Genomic DNA, 20222 nt, shown 5'->3' on the forward strand with positions numbered 1-20222 from the left:
GTGGCGCCCGGCCCGCGGCCGGGCGCCGCGTCAGGCCGGGTTGTCGGCGTGGGTCAGGGTCTCCCACGCGACGAACAGGTTGTTGCTGCCGGCCGGGCGGGACTGCTCGGTCAGCCGCTGGGTGTTCGACATCGCGATGCCCATCCGGTTGTGCAGGGCGTTGTAGCCGACCTCGGTCACCGGGCCCAGGCCGAGCGTCAGCTTCCCGCCGCACAGCCACCCCGGGACGCCCTCACCCAGCTGGTACTTGCTGTGGAAGCCGAGCGCGTGGCGGAGCCGGTCGGCGATCTCCGGGTACACGTCCTGACCCTGGATGCGCGTGGTCTCCGCGATGTGCGAGATCGCCGAGATGCCGTAGCCGGTGTGGGTGAAGTCCCGGCAGGTCTCCTGGGACAGCCCGTCGACGAACGTGCTCTGCCCCTGCCAGTAGTTGATGATCTCGGTGCGGGTGTCGATGCTCCCGATCCCCTTGGGCAGGGCGCCGTCGGCGGTGACGTAGAGGTACGCGGGGACCCTGGCCCGGAACTTCGCCATGGCCTTGTCCCAGCTGGTGCGGTCCTCCAGGAAGACGGAGATGCCGATCGCGGCCTCCATCATGGACAGTTCCCAGTTGCCGTTGCTGCTGGAGCCGTTGATGAGCTTCGGCAGGTACACCGTGCGCAGCATCGTGCCGAAGCGTGCCTGGTTCGGCCACGACGGATACGTGTACCGGATGATCTCGGCGGCGCGCGGCCACGACGACCCGGCCCAGCCGGTCTGCAGCGGCGCGTTGCTGTTGGTGTGGTCCTTGATCGTGGCGGACCAGGCGTCCATGATCGCGATGGCCCTGGTGGCGTACCGGCTGTCCCGGGTGATGTACCAGGCGAGCGACAGCGTGTACGCGGCCAGGGCGTCCTCGCGCTCGTCGGTGCAGCCGTTGTTGGGGTTGGAGTAGGAGCCGCACTCGACGATCGCGCGCGGTTTCGGGGTCCGTGACAGCGACGCGTACCTGCTGCCGAGCATCTGGTCGTAGGCGGCCTTCCACGGCTGTGCGCCGGCCTGCACCTTGCCGCGGACGAAGTCGAGCTGGGCCCGGCTGACGAACACGCCGGGATGGGCGAACGTGGCGGGCGCGGCGGCGACGGCAGCGGCGGCCGGTGCGTTCTGCGCCTTCGTCGCCGCGACGGCGTACGTGGTGCCGGCCACGGCGATCGCGACGGCGAGCCCTGCGGCGCCGAGGACGAGTCTGCGCATGGTGCTCCTCACAGATAGACAACTGTCAGGCAGGTTGCCTATCCGATCGGTCCGGGTCAATCCGGCACAGGAAGACTTAAGCCACACTTCGGGTCAGGATGAGGTCCGCCCGGTCGCGGGTGCCGGCGATGACGGCCGCGTTGCGCTCGTCGCTGCGCTCCACCCAGTCGTGGGCGTCGTGCAGGTCGAGCCCCTTGGCCAGCTGGCGGCGCACCAGCGAGTCCTGCCGCAGGTCGTCCGGGGCGTCCAGGTAGAGCGCCAGGTCCAGCAGCCCCCGCACCGCCGCCCATGGACCGTCGTCGAGCAGCAGATAGTTGCCCTCCACGACGATCACCCGGGTGGTGACCGGCACCGGGATCACGCCGCCGATCGACTCGTGCAGGGTGCGGCTGTAGCTGGGCGCGTAGACCAGCTCGTCCGCCGCCCGCAGCCGCCGCAGCAGGTGCACGAACCCGGCCGCGTCGAACGTCTCCGGGGCGCCCTTGCGGTCGGCCAGGCCGAGCCGGTCCAGCTCCGCGTTGGACAGGTGGAACCCGTCCATCGGCACCGCCACGCTGTTGTCGATCGCCGCGGCGAGGGCGCCGGACAGGGTCGACTTGCCCGCCGCGGGCGGCCCGCAGATGCCGATGATCGAGCGCCCCTGCTGCTTCTGCACCAGCGGCTTGATGACTTCGATCGCCTCGCTGAGGACGTCCGGTCTCCTCATGAGGTCTCGAGGCTCGCGGCCAGCCCTCGCATGCCGGCCAGCCACCGGTCCGTGTCGGTGGCCCGGTGCAGGTAGTACTTCTGGACCTCCGGGTGCGGCAGGATCAGGAACCGCTCCGCCGCCAGGCCTTCCACGACCGACCCGGCGACCTCGTCCGGCGACAGCACGGCCCCGCCGGCGGCCGTCACCTTCGCGCCGATGTGCCCGGCGGCCAGGCCGTCCTGCAGCATCGGCGTGTCCACGCCCTGCGGGCACAGCGCGCTGACCTTGATGCCCTTCGCGCCGTACGTGATCGACAGCCACTCCGCGAACGACACGGCCGCGTGCTTGGTCACCGCGTAGGGCGCGTCGCCCACGGCCGTGAGCAGGCCCGCCGCCGAGCAGGTGTGCAACAGGTACCCCTCGCCGCGCTCCAGCATGCCCGGGAGCACCGCACGGGCGGAGGAGATGTGCGACTGGACGTTGACCGCCCAGGTCCGTGCCCAGGTCTCCGCCGACGCCTCCAGGCCCGCACCGGTGGTGATGCCGGCGTTGGCGCAGAACAGATCGATGCGGCCGTAGCGCTCCTCGGCCTCGGCGACCAGCTCGGCGACCTGGTTCTCGTCCGTCACGTCGACGGCGACCGCCCTGGTCTCGGATTCGCCGATGGTGGCCGCCACGGCCTCGGCGGCGTCGCCGTCGAGGTCGGCGAGGACCAGGGTGGCGGCACCCTCGGTGGCGAAGCGGCGGGCGAGGGCGGCGCCGATGCCACCGGCCGCTCCGGTGATGACGACGACCTTCCCGGCGAGGTCCACTACCGCGCTCCCAGTGCCCGGAGCGTGTCCAGCAGGACCTCCGGACCGCCGGCGGTGAGCTCCGGCGTCGGCAGCAGCGCCATCACGGGCGTCGTGATCCCGGCATCGGCGTAACGCTGGACGTGCTCCCGGCACCGCTGCGGGCTGCCGTGCACGATCAGCGCGTCGACCACCTCGTCGGGGATCGCGGCGAGCGCCGCCCTGCGGTCCTTGGCCGCCCACGCGTCCCACATCGCCTTGAGCACCTCGCCGCGGCCGAGCCAACGGTGGAACGCCGCATACGCGGGCACGGTCAGGTAAGCGGCGATCAGCCTGCGGGCGGTCTCCCGCGCCACGGCCTCGTCCTCCGTGGGGCAGACGAAGATGCGGGCCGCGACCTCGAACCCCTCGGGCGCGCCGGCCAGCTCACTGCGGACCGTCGCCACGTCCTCGACCGAGAGCCAGTTGAGCACCGCACCGTCCGCCTCGGCAGCGGCCAGTCGCAGCATCTTCGCCCGCAGGGCGGCGAGCAGGAGCTTCGGCGGCACGCCCGGCGGCCGTTCCAGCCGGAACCGCTTGACCTGGAACGTGTCGAACACCCCGTCGACGACCTCACCCGCGAGCGCGGTGCGCAGGAAGCGAAGCACGTCGCGGCTGCGCTCGAACGGCCGGTCGAACGGCACCGCGTTCCAGTCGCCGACGACGACCGGCGACGACGCGCCGATCCCGAGCGCGACCCGCCCCGGCGCGGCCTCCGCGAGGGCTGCCGCCTGCATCGCGATCAGCGCGGGCCCCCGGGTGAACACGGGGACGATCGCGGTGCCCAGCCGCAGCCGCGGCGACCACACCGAGGCCAGCGCCAGGGGCGTGAACGCGTCCGTGCCGGCGACCTCGCTCGTCCAGACGTCCGAATACCCCAGATCCGGCAACGCCTGCAGCAACCCCGCGTGCTCGGGCAACGGCACACCGGCAAGCGGCACCGTCAGCCCCCATTGGCTGGTCATCAACCGATCATCGCGGTGGCACCGCTAGTGTGGCAAGCGCGAGTGCTGGGTAGCCTTTCGCGGGGTCCACGGCACCGCCGCGCCGACCCCCGCGTCGAAATCTCGATCGAGAAGGAGCAACCACATGCTTGGTCTGGAAAAGAAGCTCATGAAGGAATGGGAAGGCAAGAGCGCCCAGGAGATCGCCGACGCTCCCGTCACCGCGATCGCCGGCGTCACCGAGGCAGACGCCGAGAAGCTGGCCGCCGCCTTCGGCATCAAGACCGTCCGCGACCTGGGCACCAACAAGTACTTCCGCTGGGCGCAGGGCCTCGTCGCGCTCGCCGACTGATTGCTCGTGCTTCGGCCGCTCCCGATCTTGGGAGCGGCCGTTTTGTGGCATTTTGCATCGTAAACGCGTGCGGGCACGAGCTACGTTTGCCGCATGCGACGGCGTCACGTGCTCACCCTGGCCGCCGCCGGTGCGGTGACCGCCGGCTGCTCGCCCCGACGGCGCTCCCCTCCTGCTTCGGCCTCCGCCGCGGCACGGGCCGGGCTGACGTTCCCGAAGGGGTTCGCCTGGGGCGCGTCGACATCGGCGTACCAGGTGGAAGGCGGCGCGACGGCGGACGGCCGCGGACCGTCGGTATGGGACGTCTTCAGCCACACCTCGGGCAAGACCAGGGACGGCGGCACCGGCGACGTGGCCGCCGACCACTACCACCGCAGCTACGAGGACCTCGACCTCATGCGCGACCTGGGCCTGAAGAGCTACCGCTTCTCGATCTCGTGGCCGCGGGTGCTGCCAACCGGCCGCGGCACCGTCAACGCCAAGGGCCTCGACTTCTACCACCGCCTCGTCGACGGCCTGCTCGCCCGCGGCATCATCCCGGTCATCACCCTCTTCCACTGGGACACCCCGCAGGCGCTGCAGGAGTCCGGCGGCTGGGAGAACCGCGACTGCGCGAAGTGGTTCGCCGACTACGCCAGCGTCGTCTGCTACTCCCTCGGCGACAAGGTGCAGACCTGGCTGACGCTCAACGAGCCGAAGACCGTGGTCGAGGTCGGCTACACCGCCGGCGTCCACGCGCCCGGGGTCCGCGACCGCCGCGTCGCCAACGTCGCCGGCCACCACCTGCTGCTCGGCCACGGGCTCGCCGTCCAGGCCTTCCGGGCCACCGGCCGCAAGGGCCGCATCGGCGCGGCGCTCAACCTGTCGCCGACCTATCCCGCCGACGACTCCGACGCGGCCCGCCGCCAGACCATCCTCGCCGACGGTGAGGAGAACCGGCGCTGGCTCGACCCGGTGCTGCTCGGCCGGTACCCGGACGACTGGCTGGCCACGCAGTCCCCGGACGCACCGGTCCGCGCCGCGATCCACGACGGCGACCTGGCCGTCATCGGCTCGAAGAGCGACCTGCTGGGCGTGCAGTACTACAACCCCGCCTACATCACGGCCACGGGCGGCCGGGTGCAGAAGCACCCGACGACGCAGGCCAGCTGGCAGGAGGTGTACCCGCAGGGCCTCTACGACCTGCTGACCCGCATCAAGCGCGACTACGGCGACATCCCGCTCACCATCACCGAGAACGGCATGCCCTCGGTGCATGCGACCGACGACGAGGACCGCATCACCCTGCTGCGCGACCACCTCACCGCCGCCCATCAGGCCATCCGCGAGGGCGTCCGGCTCGAGGGCTACCACGTGTGGTCGCTGCTGGACAACTTCGAGTGGGCCGAGGGCTACACCCAGCGCTGGGGCATCGTCCACGTCGACTACGCCACCCAGCAACGCACCCGCAAGGCCAGCGCCAACTGGTATCAGCAGGTCATCGCCCGCAACGGCATCTGAGCCACCGCCGGCGCCAGGTCAGGCGGCGGCCCGCGGGGGTCAGCCGAGCCAGCCGGGCTTGACCAGGCCGGCCTCGTAGGCGAACACCACCAGCTGCGCGCGGTCCCGGGCGCCGAGCTTGATCATGGCGCGGCTGACGTGTGTCTTCGCGGTTGCCGGGCTGACGAACAGCTTGGTGGCGATGTCCTCGTTGGACAGTCCGGCGCCGACGAGGGCCATCACCTCGCGCTCGCGGTCGGTGAGCACAGCCAGGGACATCGGCGCGAGGGGTGCCCGCGACCGGCTCGCGAACTCCTCGATCAGCCGCCGCGTCACCCCGGGCGACAGCAGCGCGTCACCGCCGGCCACGGCCCGGATGCCGCGCAGCAGGTCGACGGGTTCGGTGTCCTTGACCAGGAAGCCGCTCGCCCCGACGCGCAGTGCCTCGAACACGTACTCATCCAGGTCGAACGTCGTCAGGATCACGATCCGCACCTGCGCCAGCCGGGCGTCGGCGACGATCTGCCGGGTCGCCTCGAGCCCGTCGAGCACCGGCATCCGGATGTCCATCAGCACCACGTCGGGCCGGGTCTGCACGGCGAGCCGCACCGCCTCGGCGCCGTCCGCGGCCTCCCCGACGACCTCGATGTCGGCCTGCGCGTCGAGCAACGCACGGAACCCCGCCCGCACCAACGCCTGGTCGTCGGCCAGCAGCACGCTGATCACGCTTGCTCCTCCGCGGTCCTGACACCGGCGGCCCCGCCGCGGCGTGTGGTCATGGCTGCTCCTCGCGAACGGGAATCCTGGCACGCACCCGGAACCCACCACCGGGCCGCGGCCCGGCCTCGACCACCCCACCGAAGGTGGCCGCCCGATGCCGCATGCCGGCGATCCCGTTGCCCTCACCACCGCCCGCCCGGCCGCCCCCGTCGTCCCCGCCACCCGCACCACCCGCGCTGCCCACACCGCCCGCGCCGCGGCCCGCATCACCGCCCACACTGCCCGCACCGCCGCTCACGCCGGCCGCGCCCACACTGCCCGCACCGCCGCTCACGCCGGCCGCGCCCACGCTGGCCGCGCCGTCCACATCGTTGCCCGCGCCGGTCGCGCCACCGACACCGGGCCCGCCGGTCGCGCCACCCACACTGCCGCCCGCGCCGGCCGCATCACCCACGCTGCCCGCCTTGCCGCCCACGCGGTCGGCCGCGCCCGATGCACCGACGCCGCCGGTCGGCCCCGCGCCGGTTCCCCCGCTCGCATTGCCGGCACCGGTGTCAGGTCCGGACGGGACAGCGCCCGGACCCGAGCCGGTGGTGCCGGGGCGCGCGCCTGCGACCGCAGTGCCGGCGTGGACACTGGCGACCGCGGCGGCGGACCGGGCACCTGCCGCTGCGGTCACGTCGCCGGAGCCGATGTCGCCAGAACTCTTCATGCCCGTGCTGGAGGTGGCGGCGGCGGTGGCCTGGCCGTCGTCGGTGACGTCGATGGTGAGCTCACCCGGGGCGTAGCCGACGACGATCGTCGCGGCCGCGCCCGGGCCGGCGTGGCGGCGGACGTTGGTCAGCGCCTCCTGCACGATCCGGAACGCGGCCCGGTCCACCTGCGGCGGCAGTGGCCGCGGTGTCCCGGCCGTGCTGACCGTGACGGGCAGGCCGACGGTGCGGGCCTCCGCGACGAGCCGGTCCAGGTCGCGCAGGCCCGGTGCGGGGGTCCGTGGCGCCGCCTCGCCCGGGTTGAGGCCGGCGAGGACGGAGCGGGTCTCGCGCAGCGCCTCGGCGCTGGCGTGCTTGATCGCGGCCAGGGCGATCCTCGCCTGCTCCGGCTGCTCGTCCATCAGGTGCAGGCCGACGCCCGCCTGGACGTTGATGAGGGACAGGTGGTGGCCGATGACGTCGTGCAGCTCGCGGGCGATGAGCAGTCGCTCGTCGCTGGCCTGCCGGCGGTCCTGCTCCGCCCGCGCCTTCTCCTCCTCGGCGCGGGCCAGTTGCTGCTGTATGGACCAGTCGCGGGCCATCTGCGAGTAGCGCACGCCGCGGACCCGGGCCGCCTCCCCGAAGCCCGCGATGACGAGGCACCACACGCCGATGAGGACGACCCGGGAGACGGACGCCTCGCCTCGGACCAGCACCGCGAAGACCGTGAACGCGGCGGCGACGGCTGCCCAGGTCAGCCAGCGGTAGCCGGCGGCCAGGGCGGTAAACATGGCCACGATCGCGGCGAGGAACCCGGGGCCGTCCGGATAGCCGAGGCTGAAGTAGGCGGCGGTCGGCACCAGCGCGCCGACCAGTGAGACCAGTGGCCACCGCTCGCGCACCACCAATGCGAGCGGGCCGGCGAGCAGGAGCAGATAGGCGGTGCGGTCCAGGACCTCAGTGCCCGTCGAGCCGTATGCGGCGGCGCGGGTGCCGAGGATCTGCACCAGGGCCATCGCCACCACGATCATGAACGGGGGCGGGCCGTTCCAGCGCCGGCGTTCGTGCCGCTCCAGGGACGCCATGCGCCGCGCCAGGTGCTCGGCGTGCCGGGCCTCGCGCGCTTCGCGCAGCTCCCGGGTCCAGGGCGGTCGTCGTCTCACACCGCAAAGGTAGTGCAGCGTCGGGAGCTGCGACGTCGCCTTCCGGTCGCGCGACGGCGTACTCCCTGGGTCGTACACGTGGCGGCGGCGTGCGACCTGAGCAGTACACGACGACACGACACACGTGCGACGCGCACGCCGCCGGTGGCGGTCAGGCTGGGAGCAACACGGAAGGGGGCCGAGATGGCCGGCGATCGGGTACGAGCATCCGACAAGGAGCGCGAGCAGTACGCCACCATGGTGCGGGCCGGGATGACCGAGGGGCGGCTGACGCTCGAGGAGGGCGAGGAGCGGCTCGCCCAGGTGTACGCGGCGAAGTTCCGCGACGAGCTGGCGCCGCTGACCGCGGACCTGCCCGACGGGGGGCGGCGCGGGCTGTTCGAGCTGCCGGAGACGCAGGCGGAGTTCCTGCGGCAGGGCCGGCGGCACCTGGCCCGGCACGGCGCGTTCGTGGCCGTGGTCGCGGTGGCGCTGACCGGGCTGTGGGCGCTGTCCGGCGCGCACTTCTTCTGGCCCGCGATTCCACTGTTCTTCCTGGTGCTCAGCGTCTTCAAGCACGCCCGCTGGCGGCGCTGGGCGGCGGCGGGGGGTCCGCCGTGGGGGCGCAGGCACTGGGGACACGGGCACGGACACGGTCCATGGGCGGCCGCGTCAGACCGGCAAGGCTGGAGCTGAAGCACCGGCACCGCCGGAGCTGAAGCACCCACACCGCCGGAGCTGAAGCACCCACACCGCCGGAGCCGAGGCAGCCGGCACCGCCGGACCGACGCACCAGCAACCCGCTGGGACCGGAGCACCGGCACCGCTGCACCGAGGCAACCGGCAGCGGGGCGCCGCCGTGGCGCGACGCCCCGCCGATGACGAGAGGCTGAATGGCATGTACCGAACCGAGCTCAAGGGCCGGGTCGCGGTGGTGCTCGGCGGTGCCGACGGGGTCGGCGCGGCGGTGTGCCGGCTGCTGGCCGCGCGCGGCGCCCGGATCGCCGTCATCGGCGACGACGAGGCGGAGCTGCAGGACCTGGTCGACGAGTTGCGGTGGGTGGGCGCGGACGCGGTCGGCATCGTGTCCACCGGGGTCGACGCGGCGTCGGTCCACGCCGGGGTCCTCAGCGAGGTCGGCGCCCCCGACCTGCTGTTCGTCCTGCCGTGCATGAGCGGCGCCGGCGGTGACTTCCGGCTGAGTGTCGACAGTGGACTGACGGCGACGTTCGAGGCGCTGCAGGCCTTCGTGCCGAGCATGGCCGAGGCGCGGACCGGCGCGGTGGTGACCGTCGCGCCGTTCGGCACCGACGCCGCCACGAGTGCCGTCGGCGGCGGGGTGACCGCGCTCACGCAACACGTCGCGCGGGAGGTCGCCGGATCGGGTGTGCGGGCGAATGTCGTGAGCTGGACACCACAGGCGGAGCGGGTGGAAGATGTGGCCTTCGCCGCCGTCTACCTGGCCTCCGACGCGTCGGCGACGATGACGGCAACGACACTCGACGTTGCCGGCACTTATTCACGCCTGTAGCTCCTATGTACGAACGCCGGCACACATGCGATAGTCCCGATCATGATGGGCTCTTCGCATGCGCTTTCCGGAGCAGCCGTGTGGCTGGCCGGCTCCCTCGTGCTGGATCAGCTCGCCGACTTCCACCAGACGCCGTTGCAGCTCGCCGTGGGCACCGCGATCTGCGCCGGCGGCGCGCTGCTGCCGGACCTCGACCTGTCCGGCCGGGTCACCACCAGGCAGGGCGGCGCGACGGTGGCGCACACGTTCGGGGTGCTCACCTTGTTCCTGGCCGAGGTGGTCGAGAAATTCTCCCTCGGGGTCTACAAGCTCACCAGGCTCAAGCACGATCCACGGCGCCGTAACGGCCACCGCACGCTCACCCACACGATTGTGTTCAACGTCGGCGTGGGGTACGGCACGCTGGCGCTGTGCAACGCCTTCGGCAAGTGGGCCGTCATGGGTGTGCTGTTCTTCTCGTTCGCGATGGCGCTGCGGGGCCTGTTCGAGCGGTGGGCGGAGCGCGCCGGTTGGCTCATCGTGACGCTCGCCGCCGCTGCCGCCGCGTACCTCGTCTACGAGCGCCTCCCCGGTGACCGCGGCTATCCGCTGCTCGGCATGGCGGTCGGGGTGGGCGGCCTCATCCATCTCGCCGGCGACATGATCACCCGGCACGGCTCACCCATCTTCTGGCCGATCCCGACCGGCCGGCGGCTGTGGCGCAACATCGGCCTGCCGCACTCGGTGGCCCTGACCGCGGGCGACAAGACCGAGACGGTCGTGCTGCGCATCGTCTTCACCACGGTCGCCATCTTCGCCGGTGCCATGCTGGTCGCGCCGGTCCTGCTCGACAGGTTCAACATATCCGTGTGAACGATGACGCCGAGGTCCCCGCGTTCTGGCAGGCGCTGGGCCTGCCCGGCCTGTTCGACGTGCACACGCACTTCCTGCCCGAGCGCATGCTGCGCAAGGTGTGGGCGCACTTCGACGCCGGCGGGCCGCTGGTCGGGCGGCCGTGGCCGATCCGCTACCGGGGCTCCGACGAGGAGCGGGCCGGGCATCTGCGGGCGATGGGGGTGCGGCGGTTCACCGCCCTCGCCTACGCCCACCGCCCCGCCATGGCCGCCGACCTCAACGCGTGGACCCTCGGCTTCGCCGCCCGCACCCCGGAGTGCGTGCCGAGCGCGACGTTCTTCCCGGAGCCGGGTGTCCTCGGCGTCGTCGACGCCGCGCTCGCCGGCGGTGCCCGGATCTTCAAGGTGCACCTGCAGGTCGGCGCGTACGACCCGAACGACCCGCTGCTGGAGCCGGTCTGGGGCCGCCTCGCCGAGACCGGCACCCCGGTCGTCGTGCACGCCGGTTCCGGTCCGGTCGCCAACGGGTACACCGGCCCGGGCCCGTTCGGCCAGGTGCTGCGCCGCCACCCGGCCCTCACGGCGGTCATCGCCCACTTCGGCGCCCCCGAGTACGAGGGCTTCCTCGACCTCGCCGACCGGCACCCCAACGTCAGGCTCGACACGACGATGGTCTTCACAACGTTCTTCCCGGGCTTCCCCCCGGAACTCCTCCCCAGGGTGGAGGAACTGGGCCTGGCCGGCCGGGTGCTGCTCGGCAGCGACTACCCGAACATCCCTCACCCGTACGCACACCAGCTCGACTCGCTGCAACGCTTAGGGTTCGGTGACGCTTGGCTGCGCGCCGTCTGCTGGGGCAACGCGGCGGGCATGATGGAACGGTGACGAACTCCTTTCACGGCCTGGCTGAGCTGTTGCTCGCGGGCCCGCAGTACCGGCGCAGCGGCACCATCCGGCTCCGGGTCACGCCGGCCGGTTTCGCCACCGTCGCCGCGCCGGACGTGCAGGCCGAGGCCGACGCGCTCGTCGTCGACGGGCGCCGCGTCCCCTACGCGGGGCAGACGTTCGCGCAGCTGGCGGCGGCCGCCGGCGTGGACGCCGGCGCACCCGAGGGCCTCTACAAGGACGGCTCCGGTGCCGGGGTCGACGACCCGGTGGTGACCACCGGCGCCGGCACGGTCCTGGGGGCGCTCGCCGTCGGCGACGCGGCCCTGCGCCGATTCGCCCCGGACGAGACGCCGGTGCTGTGGCCGGAGCACTTCGACGTCGGCATCTCCCTCGACGAGGTGAACTACGGGGTGTCCACGGGCGACTCGGCGATCCCGGAGCCGTACGCGTACGTGGGCCCGTGGACCCCGCGCGAGGGTGACTTCTGGAACGTGTCCTTCGGGGCCGCCCGACCCTTGAGCGCCCTCGGCGACGCCGCCGCGGTGGCCGCCTTCTTCGCCGAGGGCCGCGCCGCCGCCTGACGAACCGTCAGCGGCGCTTGATCCACCAGATGATGCCGAACACGACGGCGAAGCTGGCGGCGGCGGTGACGACGTACGGAACGGCCCGGCGCACGACCGAGCCGACCCCGCTCACGGCGAGCAGGTCGATCGGCTCCACCTCGTCGCCGGGGTCGACGGACGCGGAGGCCTCGGACAACGCCGTGGGCGCGGGCCGCGCAGCCGCCGCCGGTGCCGGTTCCTGAGCCGGCGCCTGGGTGGGCTCCTGCGACGGGGCCGGGGACGGGGCCGGCGCGCCGGCGGCGAGCTTGCCGGCCAGGCAGTCGGCGAACTGGCCGATCAGCTTCGCGCTCACGTCGCCGATGAGGCCGCGGCCGAACTGGGCGGCCTTGCCGGTGATGTCCAGGTCGGTGGCGACCTCGACCCTGGTCCCGGCATCCCCGACGGCGTGCAGGGACGCGGTCACCTTCGCCGCGGCGGTGCCGCCGCCCCGGCTGTCGGCGCCGGAGGCGGTGAGCACGACCCGGTGGGCCGCCTCGTCCCGCTCGACGAACCTGCCCTTGCCCTTGAAGGTCAGGCTCACCGGACCCAGCTTGACCTTGACGGTGCCGGCGAAGTCGTCGCCCTCGAACGAGGTGAGCGCGGCGCCCGGCATGCACGGGGCGATCCGTTCGATGTCCAGCAGCACGTCCCAGGCCTGCGACACCGGGACGGGCACGGTGAAACTGTGTTCCAACAGCACGGTCGTCAGACCCCCAGCGCTCGGCGGCACGGCCCGCGCGGTGACCCGGGCCACGCTGTCGACCATAGTCCGCTCCGACCACGGCGCGCAGCACGCTCACCCGTAACCCGCACGGATGCGGCCGCCCGGCGAACCGGACGGCCCCGAACGACGCGACCGCCCGGCGAACCGGACGGTCCTGAACGACGCGGCCACCCCGGCAGACCGGACGGTCCCGAACGACGGGGCCGCCCGGCGAAACCGGACGGCCCCGAACGATGCGCGGACGCGCAGCGGCTCAGATCCCGAGGGCCCGGCACACCGCCCGGCCGGTGAGGACCCGGGCCAGGTCGCGGCGGTAGTCCGCGGAGGCGCTGAGGTCGTCCACCGGCGACGTGCCGGCCGAGACGGACACGCAGGCGGCCGCGACCGCCTCCGCCGTCGCCGGCGCACCGGTCAGCGCCGCCTCGACCTCGACGGCCCGGTGCGGCACCGGCCCCATGTTGGTCAGCGCGACCCGCGCCCCGGAGATGGTCCCGTCGGAGCGGGACACCGCCACCGCCACCCCGACGATCGCCCACGCCTGCGCCATGCGGTGGAACTTCTCGTAGTGCGTCGACCAGCCGTCCACGATGGACAGCCGCACCTCGACGAGGACCTCGTCGGGGGCGAGCGCCGTGGTGAACAGGTCCACCGCGAAGTCGGCGGCGGCGACGGACCGCCGTCCGGCCGGCCCCTGCACGACGTACGTGGCGTCGAGGGCGGCCGCGACCGCGGGCAGGTCCGCGGCCGGGTCGGCGTGCGCCAGGGAGCCGCCGAGCGTGCCGCGGTGCCGCACCTGGCGGTCCCCGACGGTGGCCGCCGCGGCCGCGAGCAGCGGCGCGTGCCGCAGCACGAGGTCCGAGGACGCCACCTCGGCGTGCGTGGTCATGGCGCCGATGACGAGGGTGTCGCCGTCGAGCCGGACGCCGCTGAGCCCGGGCACGCCACCCAGGTCCACCAGCAGGGTCGGCGCGGCCAGGCGCAGCCGCAGCACCGGCAGCAGCGACTGCCCGCCGGCGAGGACCTTCGAATCCTCGGAGGCGCCGAGCGCGGCCACCGCTTCTTCCACTGTGGACGGTTTCAGGTAGTCGAAGGCGACCGGGATCACGACGCACCTCCGCGCTTGATCGCCCGCCACACCCGTTCGGGCGTGCAGGGCATGGTGATGTCGTCGACGCCGTACGAGCGCAACGCGTCGACGATCGCATTGACGACGGCCGGGGTGGAGGCGATCGCACCCGCCTCCCCGACACCCTTGACGCCCAGGGGGTTCGAGGTCGCGGGGGTCTCCGTGCGATCCGTGACGAGGTGCGGCAGGTCGGCGGCGCTGGGGATGGTGTACTCGACGAACGATCCGGTCAGCAGGGTGCCCGAATCGTCGTACACCGCCTGCTCGTGCAACGCCTGCGCGATGCCCTGCGCGACGCCGCCGTGCACCTGCCCCTCGACGATGAGCGGGTTGACGACCTTGCCCACGTCGTCGACGGCGACGTAGCGGTGGATGGTGACGTGGCCCGTCTGGGTGTCGACCAGGGTCGCGCACAGGTGGGTGCCGTGCGGGAACGAGAACGTCTGCGGGTCGAAGGTGGCGTCCGCGTCGAGGGTCGCCTCGACCCCGTCCGGCAGGTCGTGCGCGGCGAACACCGCGAACGCCGTGTCCGCCAGGGTTTTCGCCGCGTCCGGGGTGCCGCGGACGCGGAAGGCGCCGCCGGTGAACTCGATGTCGTCGGGGCTGCACTCGAGCATGTGCGCGGCGACGACGCGGGCCTTGTCGCGCACCTTGCGGCACGCCTCGACCAGCGCCACCCCGCCGACGGCGAGGGACCGGGAGCCGTACGTGTCCAAACCTTTGTGCGAGGTCCGGGTGTCGCCGTGCAGGACCTCGACGTCCTCGAAGGCGACGCCGAGCTCGTCGGCGACGATCTGGCTCCACGCGGTGACGTGCCCCTGCCCGTGCGGGCTGGTGCCGGTGACGACCTCGACCTTGCCGGTCGGCAGGACCCGCACCGACGCGGACTCCCAGCCGCCGGCCGCGTACCGCAGCGCGCCCAGGATCCGCGACGGCGCCAGGCCGCACATCTCCGTGTAGGTGGACACGCCGATGCCGAGCTGGACCGGGTCGCCGGTGTCCCGGCGGCGCTGCTGCTCCGCGCGCAGCCCGGCGTAGTCGAACAGGTCCAGGGCCTTGTCCGTCGCGGCGTCGTAGTCGCCGGAGTCGTACACGAGGCCGGCCACGGTGGTGAACGGGAACTCCTCCGCCTTGATCCAGTTGCGGCGGCGCAGCTCGACCGGGTCGATGCCGAGCTCGTCGGCGAGGTCGTCCATGGCCCGTTCGATGGCGTACGTCGCCTCGGGCCGGCCCGCGCCCCGGTAGGCGTCGGTGATGGTGGTGTTGGTGAACACGCCGACGCACTCGAAGCGGTACGCGGGCACCTTGTAGATCGAGTTGAACATGAAGGCGCCGAGGATCGGCACGCCCGGACCGACGAGACCGAGGTAGGCGCCCATGTTGGCGACGAGTTTCACGTCGATGCCGGTCAGCGTGCCGTCCCGGGTCGCGGTGAGGGTGATGTCCTGGATCTGGTCCCGACCGTGGTGCGCCGACAGCATCGAGTCGCCGCGGGTCTCGGTGTACTTGACCGGTTTCCGCACACGCTGTGCGGCGAAGAACGCGATCATCTCCTCCGGGGTGACCTGCAGCTTCCCGCCGAACCCGCCGCCGACGTCCGGCGCGATGACCCGGATCCGGTGCTCGGGCACGCCGGTGAGCAGCGCGTAGAACACCCGCAGGATGTGCGGGATCTGCGTCGCCGACCAGATGGTGTACTCCCCCATCCCCGGGTCGACCACAACGCTGCGCGGCTCCATGAACGCGGGGATGAGCCGCTGCTGGATGTACTGCCGGTGCAGCGTGACCTCGGCGGCGACGGCCGCGTCGGCGACGTCCGTGCCGGTGCCGGCCTGGGCCGAGTCGAAGATCCAGGTGTACGAGCGGTTCGTGCCCTTGTCCGGGTGCACGAGCCCCTCGTCGCGCGACGCGGCCGCCAGGTCCAGGACCGGGGTCAGCGGCTCGTACTCGACCTCGATCGCCTCGAGCGCGTCGACGGCACTGTCACGGTCGCGGGCCACCACGACCGCGACCGCCTCGCCGTGGTGGCGCACGAATCCGTCGGCGAGCGGCGGCCGGACCGGGTGCACGATGTCCTCGGTGACCGGCCAGGCGCACGGCAGGCTGCCCTGGACGTCGGCGACGTCGGCCGCGCTGAACGCGTCGATGACACCGGGCTGCCGCAGCGCGGGCCGCACGTCGACCGAGACGATGCGCGCGCTCGCGTGCGGGCTGCGCAGGATCGCCAGGTGCAGCATCCCGGGCAGCACGATGTTGTCGGTCCACCGGGTCCGGCCGGTGATGAGCCGCGCGTCCTCCTTGCGCCGGCGCGCCGCGCCGACCTCCCCCGCGGCAGCGGCCGGTTCGACGACCGCGGTCATACCGTCACCTCCGAAGGGAGGACGGCCGTCGCGGCGCCCTGCAAGGCCGCTGCAGCCGACTGCACCGCACGGATGATGTTCTGGTACCCCGTGCAGCGGCACAGGTTTCCGGACAGGCCCGCGCGGATCTCGGCCTCGGTGGGGGCCGGGTTGTCGCGCAGCAGGTCGACCGCGGACAGGATCATCCCCGGGGTGCAGAAGCCGCACTGCAACGCGTGCAGCTCGTGGAACGCCTGCTGCACGGCGTGCAGGGCACCGTCCGGACCGGCGAGGCCCTCGATCGTGGTGACCGCCGTGCCGTCGGCCTGCACGGCCAGGACCGAGCAGCTCTTGACCGAGTGCTGCTCGCCGTCGGCGCTGCCCATGAGGACGGTGCACGAGCCGCAGTTGCTGGTGTCGCAGCCGACGACCGTACCGATCTTGCCTAGGCGTTCTCGAAGGTGATGGACCAGCAGAGTGCGAGGCTCGACGTCGTCGACGTAGCGACTGCCGTCGACGTCGACGCTCACCCGGACTCGATGGGAAGAGGACATGAAGCGCCTCCCGCGGGGACGTGCCGAAACGGCCCGTCGCGCGGCGGACGCACCCGGGCCACTGCCTGATCAGCAGACCCCACAAGCAGTGATCAACGCAACCCTCCGCGGGTCTTGACTTCCACAATTCCTGATCTTCGCGGCCGCCGGGCGGCCCGCCGGGCCGGGCCGCCGAAGTGTCGCATCCATGACACGTGCCCGAGTGTCGGCTGGCGCCGATGTAGGCGAGGATCGATGCATCAACCCCCACGGTGCAGCGCGGCACGAGCTGGAGGCGTTCCTCACCCTTGCTGAGGAGCTGCACTTCGGCCGGACGGCCGTGCGCCTGCACGTGTCGACCGCGCGGATCAGTCAGGCGATCCGGTCCCTGGAGCTGCGCGTCGGGGTGCGGCTGTTCGAGCGGACCAGCCGCCGGGTGTCGCTGCTGCCGGTCGGCCAGCAGCTCCTCGACGACCTTCGCCGCGACCAGCACCCCGACTGCCGGGCCCCGTAGACCTCAGGAGACCTCAGGACACGTCGTGGTGGATGCGGCCCTCGGTGGTCGCGAGGCGGGCGCCCCCACCACCCCACCGACCGGCGATGATCTCCGCGGCGATGCTCACGGCGGTCTCCTCCGGGGTCCGGGCGCCGAGGTCGAGGCCGATCGGCGAGGACAGCCGGGCGAGCTCCTCCTCGGTCACGCCGGCCTCCCGGAGCCGGGCGAGCCGGTCGTCGTGCGTCCGCCGGGATCCCATCGCGCCGATGTACGCGAGCTCCTCCCGCAACGCGACCTGCAGCACCGGCACGTCGAACTTCGGGTCGTGGGTGAGGACGCACACCACGGTGCGGGCGTCGATCCGGCCGGCGTCCAGCTCGGCCCGCAGGTATCGGTGCGGCCAGTCGACGACGACCTCGTCGGCGCCGGGGAACCGCTTCGACGTGGCGAAGACGGGCCGGGCGTCGCAGACGGTGACGTGGTAGCCGAGGAAGTCGCCGATGCGGGCCACCGACGCGGCGAAGTCGATCGCCCCGAAGACGATCATCCGGGCCGGCGGGGCGTACGAGGCGACGAACAGGGTGAGCCCCTCGCCGCGCCGCTCGCCGTCCAGGCCGTAGTGCAGAGTGTCGGTCCGCCCGGCGGCGAGCAGCCCCCTGGCGTCGTCGCCGGCCGCCGCGTCAAGTCGTTCGGAGCCCAACGACCCGGAGGCGTGCGTGGGCCACACCACCATCCGCTTCCCGATCTGCTCCGGCGGCCCCTCGACCACCGACACGACCGCGACCGGGTCCCGCGTGGTGATCGCGGCGGCCACCTCGGCCAGCTCCGGAAACGTCTCCCGCGACACCGGCTCGATCAGCAGCTCGATGATCCCGCCGCAGGTCAGACCGACTGCGAACGCGTCGTCGTCGCTCACGCCGTACCGCTGCACCAGCGGCGAACCGGACTCGACGACCTCACCGGAGAGCTCGTAGACCGCGCCCTCGACGCAGCCGCCGGAGACGCTGCCGACCGCGGTGCCGTCCGGGCCGACGAGCATGGTGGCCCCGGCCGGGCGCGGTGAGCTGCGCCAGGTCCGCACGACGGTGGCCATGCCGACGGTGCGGCCCGACTCCCACCAGCCGAGCAGATCACTGAGAACCTCACGCACGGCGGACCTCCTCAAGGACGGCGTGTAGCGCCGCCACCGTATGCCCCGCTACGAGTGCGTCAACATGCGGGAGCACCGCGGCGAGACCGCCCGCCGTCGGGGCGAACCCGGGCCGGCCGGCGTGCGGGCTGACCCAGACGGTCCGCGCGGCGAGGCGGTGCAGGTGGGCGACGGTGGCGCCGAGGCGGGCGGGGTCGGCGGACTCCCACCCGTCGCTGAAGACGACGACCACGGCGCGGCGGGCGACGCCCCGGTGACCGTCGCGGCGCACGAACGCGGCGACCCCGTCGGCGAGCCGGGTCCCGCCGCGCCAGTCGGGGATGAGCCGGCCCGCCTCGCGCAGCGCTGCCTCCACGTCACGGATCCGCAGCGCCGGGGTGAGCCGGGTGAGGCGCGTGCCGAGCGTGTAGGTCTCCGTCCACCGTGGACGGTGCCGGGTGAAGGCGTGGGCGAGGCGGAGCAGGGCGTCCGCGTACGGCGACATCGACCCCGACACGTCGACGAGCAGGACGAGCCGGCGGGGCCGCGGCGCCCGCACCCGATGCAGCAGCGGCCTGGGCTCGCCGCCGGCCCGCAGCATCGCCCGGACGCTGCGCCGGCGGTCGACGTCGCCGTGCCCGGCCGGGCGGTGCCGGTGCCCAGGGCGGGTGATGTCGGCGGCGGCGACCTGGGCGAGCAGCGCCGCCGCCTCGGCGCGTTCGTCCGCCGACAGCGTGGCGAGGTCGCGATGGCGCAGCAGCTCGGTGTCGGTCGCCCGCACCGCGAGGGCCGGGTCCTGGTCGCCGGCCGCCGCGGACGGCGGCATCGTGGCCCGGAACAGGGACCGCTCCGGCAGCCGCCGCACCTGCCAGGCCGGACCGCGAGCGGCGGATTTCGCACCGGCGAAGGCGGCGTCGTACCGGGCGATGTCCTCCGGCGATCCGCACAGGGTCAGCCGGCCGACCCAGTACGCGTGCCCGACGCCGACCGCGTCGAGGGCCTCGCCGTATGCGGCGAGCCGGTCGAGCGTCACCGGCAGCCCGGCCGCCCGCAGCTTCCCGGCCACCTCAGTGAGCACCGATCACCCCGGTGGCGAGCGCGATGTCCTCGCGGACCTTCAGGACCACGCCGAGAGTGGCGTCGGCGAGCTCGGCCGTCAGCGCGTCCGCGGACAGGGCGCCCAGCGCCGCGGCCCAGTCGATGGCCTCGGCGACCCCGGGCGGCTTGACCAGATCGAGGGTCCGCAGGTGGGCGGTGGCCGCGGCGACCTGCGCGGCGAGGCGCTCGTCGAGCCCGGGCAGCCGCCGCCGCAGGATCGCGGTCTCCCGTTGCGGCGTCGGGTGACCGACCCAGTGGTACAGGCAGCGGCGCTTCAACGCGTCGTGCACCTCGCGGGTCCGGTTGCTGGTGACCACGACGATCGGCGGCACCGCGGCGGTGATCCGGCCGAGCTCGGGCACGGTCACCGCGGCGTCGGCGAGCACCTCGAGCAGGTACGCCTCGAACTCGTCGTCGGCCCGGTCGACCTCGTCGACGAGCAGGACGCACGGTGCCCGCTCGACCGCCTGCAACAGCGGCCGGGCCAGCAGGAATCGGCGGTCGTACAGGTCCGCCTCCAGGTCGGCGGCGGACAGCGTGCCGTGCGCCGCGGTCTCCACCGCGCGCAGGTGCAGGACCTGGCGGGCGAAGTCCCAGTCGTACAGGGCGTGCGAGGCGTCCAGACCCTCGTAGCACTGGAGCCGGATCAGCTCCACGCCCGCGGTCTCGGCGAGGGCGGCCGCGAACGCGGTCTTGCCGACGCCGGCGTCGCCTTCCAGGAAGATCGGCCGGTGCAGGCGCAGCGCCAGGAAGCCCGCCATCGCGAGCCCCTCGTCGGCGAGGTAGCCCGCGTCGGCCAGGCCGGCCGCCAGCGCGGCCGGAGACTCGAAGTCCGGCACCGCT

At 73.1% G+C, this 20222-nt stretch carries 20 protein-coding genes and 1 pseudogene; 8 read left to right on the forward strand and 13 right to left on the reverse strand.

Annotation, left to right across the window (positions count from 1 at the left end; genetic code table 11):
* Positions 1 to 30: 30 nt before the first annotated feature.
* From ACFPIJ_RS48570 to ACFPIJ_RS48585, 4 genes are all read right to left on the reverse strand, one after another.
* The gene (locus ACFPIJ_RS48570; protein WP_380126302.1) at positions 31 to 1233 is read right to left on the reverse strand and encodes an alginate lyase family protein; all 1203 of its coding nucleotides are present in this window, start codon (positions 1231 to 1233) and stop codon (positions 31 to 33) included.
* A 76-nt stretch (positions 1234 to 1309) separates the two neighbouring features.
* The gene (locus ACFPIJ_RS48575; RefSeq protein WP_380126303.1) at positions 1310 to 1939 is read right to left on the reverse strand and encodes a nucleoside/nucleotide kinase family protein; all 630 of its coding nucleotides are present in this window, start codon (positions 1937 to 1939) and stop codon (positions 1310 to 1312) included.
* Complete coding sequence (locus tag ACFPIJ_RS48580; protein WP_380126304.1) at positions 1936 to 2733, reverse strand: SDR family oxidoreductase; 798 nt, start codon at positions 2731 to 2733, stop codon at positions 1936 to 1938. The genes ACFPIJ_RS48575 and ACFPIJ_RS48580 overlap by 4 nt, the downstream gene beginning before the upstream one ends.
* Positions 2733 to 3716, reverse strand: coding sequence for an LLM class F420-dependent oxidoreductase (locus tag ACFPIJ_RS48585; protein ID WP_380126305.1), 984 nt, complete (start codon positions 3714 to 3716; stop codon positions 2733 to 2735). Before ACFPIJ_RS48585 ends, ACFPIJ_RS48580 begins: the two co-directional genes overlap by 1 nt.
* A gap of 124 nt (positions 3717 to 3840) precedes the next feature.
* On the opposite strand from ACFPIJ_RS48585, the gene ACFPIJ_RS48590 reads away from it, so the two are divergent.
* A complete protein-coding gene (locus ACFPIJ_RS48590; protein WP_380126306.1) occupies positions 3841 to 4047 on the forward strand; it encodes a hypothetical protein in 207 nt (68 codons plus the stop codon).
* 93 nt (positions 4048 to 4140) lie between these two features.
* On the forward strand, positions 4141 to 5547 hold the full coding sequence (locus ACFPIJ_RS48595; protein ID WP_380126307.1) for a GH1 family beta-glucosidase: 1407 nt from the start codon (positions 4141 to 4143) through the stop codon (positions 5545 to 5547).
* Between the two features lie 39 nt (positions 5548 to 5586).
* On the opposite strand, the gene ACFPIJ_RS48600 is transcribed toward ACFPIJ_RS48595, so the two are convergent.
* Together ACFPIJ_RS48600 and ACFPIJ_RS48605 are read right to left on the reverse strand one after the other, a co-directional pair.
* Complete coding sequence (locus ACFPIJ_RS48600) at positions 5587 to 6252, reverse strand: response regulator (RefSeq protein WP_380126308.1); 666 nt, start codon at positions 6250 to 6252, stop codon at positions 5587 to 5589.
* A 49-nt stretch (positions 6253 to 6301) separates the two neighbouring features.
* The gene (locus ACFPIJ_RS48605; RefSeq protein ID WP_380126309.1) at positions 6302 to 8101 is read right to left on the reverse strand and encodes a histidine kinase; all 1800 of its coding nucleotides are present in this window, start codon (positions 8099 to 8101) and stop codon (positions 6302 to 6304) included.
* 183 nt (positions 8102 to 8284) lie between these two features.
* Between ACFPIJ_RS48605 and ACFPIJ_RS48610 the strand changes: the two genes are divergently transcribed.
* The 5 genes from ACFPIJ_RS48610 (at position 8285) to ACFPIJ_RS48630 (ending at position 11913) form a co-directional block, all read left to right on the forward strand.
* A complete protein-coding gene (locus ACFPIJ_RS48610) occupies positions 8285 to 8776 on the forward strand; it encodes a DUF1707 SHOCT-like domain-containing protein (RefSeq protein ID WP_380126310.1) in 492 nt (163 codons plus the stop codon).
* 202 nt (positions 8777 to 8978) lie between these two features.
* Positions 8979 to 9611 carry an SDR family NAD(P)-dependent oxidoreductase gene (locus tag ACFPIJ_RS48615; RefSeq protein WP_380126311.1) on the forward strand — a complete coding sequence of 211 codons (633 nt, stop codon included), beginning with the start codon at positions 8979 to 8981 and terminating at the stop codon, positions 9609 to 9611.
* A gap of 42 nt (positions 9612 to 9653) precedes the next feature.
* Positions 9654 to 10463 (forward strand): metal-dependent hydrolase, encoded by an 810-nt coding sequence (locus ACFPIJ_RS48620; RefSeq protein ID WP_380126312.1) that lies wholly within the window; start codon positions 9654 to 9656, stop codon positions 10461 to 10463.
* The gene (locus tag ACFPIJ_RS48625) at positions 10460 to 11329 is read left to right on the forward strand and encodes an amidohydrolase family protein (protein ID WP_380126313.1); all 870 of its coding nucleotides are present in this window, start codon (positions 10460 to 10462) and stop codon (positions 11327 to 11329) included. The genes ACFPIJ_RS48620 and ACFPIJ_RS48625 overlap by 4 nt, the downstream gene beginning before the upstream one ends.
* Positions 11326 to 11913 (forward strand): hypothetical protein, encoded by a 588-nt coding sequence (locus ACFPIJ_RS48630; RefSeq protein ID WP_380126314.1) that lies wholly within the window; start codon positions 11326 to 11328, stop codon positions 11911 to 11913. The genes ACFPIJ_RS48625 and ACFPIJ_RS48630 overlap by 4 nt, the downstream gene beginning before the upstream one ends.
* Before the next feature lie 7 nt (positions 11914 to 11920).
* On the opposite strand, the gene ACFPIJ_RS48635 is transcribed toward ACFPIJ_RS48630, so the two are convergent.
* The 4 genes from ACFPIJ_RS48635 to ACFPIJ_RS48650 form a co-directional block, all read right to left on the reverse strand.
* Positions 11921 to 12700 (reverse strand): SRPBCC family protein, encoded by a 780-nt coding sequence (locus ACFPIJ_RS48635; protein WP_380126315.1) that lies wholly within the window; start codon positions 12698 to 12700, stop codon positions 11921 to 11923.
* A 211-nt stretch (positions 12701 to 12911) separates the two neighbouring features.
* Positions 12912 to 13763, reverse strand: a complete 852-nt coding sequence (locus ACFPIJ_RS48640) for an FAD binding domain-containing protein (RefSeq protein ID WP_380126316.1) — start codon at positions 13761 to 13763, stop codon at positions 12912 to 12914.
* Positions 13760 to 16144: a xanthine dehydrogenase family protein molybdopterin-binding subunit gene (locus ACFPIJ_RS48645; RefSeq protein ID WP_380126317.1), complete on the reverse strand. Its 2385-nt coding sequence runs from the start codon at positions 16142 to 16144 to the stop codon at positions 13760 to 13762. The genes ACFPIJ_RS48640 and ACFPIJ_RS48645 overlap by 4 nt, the downstream gene beginning before the upstream one ends.
* Positions 16141 to 16653 carry a (2Fe-2S)-binding protein gene (locus tag ACFPIJ_RS48650; protein WP_380126318.1) on the reverse strand — a complete coding sequence of 171 codons (513 nt, stop codon included), beginning with the start codon at positions 16651 to 16653 and terminating at the stop codon, positions 16141 to 16143. Before ACFPIJ_RS48650 ends, ACFPIJ_RS48645 begins: the two co-directional genes overlap by 4 nt.
* Positions 16654 to 16915: 262 nt before the next feature.
* On the opposite strand from ACFPIJ_RS48650, the pseudogene ACFPIJ_RS48655 reads away from it, so the two are divergent.
* A pseudogene (locus ACFPIJ_RS48655) lies at positions 16916 to 17137 on the forward strand (LysR family transcriptional regulator); the annotation flags it as partial.
* A gap of 46 nt (positions 17138 to 17183) precedes the next feature.
* Here the strand turns inward: ACFPIJ_RS48655 and ACFPIJ_RS48660 are convergent.
* The 3 genes from ACFPIJ_RS48660 to ACFPIJ_RS48670 are packed head-to-tail and all read right to left on the reverse strand — an operon-like array spanning position 17184 to position 20218.
* Entirely contained in the window at positions 17184 to 18302 is a 1119-nt protein-coding gene (locus ACFPIJ_RS48660; protein WP_380126319.1) for an XdhC family protein, read from the reverse strand.
* On the reverse strand, positions 18295 to 19359 hold the full coding sequence (locus ACFPIJ_RS48665; RefSeq protein ID WP_380126320.1) for a vWA domain-containing protein: 1065 nt from the start codon (positions 19357 to 19359) through the stop codon (positions 18295 to 18297). Before ACFPIJ_RS48665 ends, ACFPIJ_RS48660 begins: the two co-directional genes overlap by 8 nt.
* Positions 19349 to 20218, reverse strand: coding sequence for an AAA family ATPase (locus tag ACFPIJ_RS48670; RefSeq protein ID WP_380126321.1), 870 nt, complete (start codon positions 20216 to 20218; stop codon positions 19349 to 19351). The genes ACFPIJ_RS48665 and ACFPIJ_RS48670 overlap by 11 nt, the downstream gene beginning before the upstream one ends.
* Positions 20219 to 20222: the final 4 nt, after the last annotated feature.

This window comes from Dactylosporangium cerinum, from assembly GCF_042653625.1.
Classification (GTDB): domain Bacteria; phylum Actinomycetota; class Actinomycetes; order Mycobacteriales; family Micromonosporaceae; genus Dactylosporangium; species Dactylosporangium cerinum.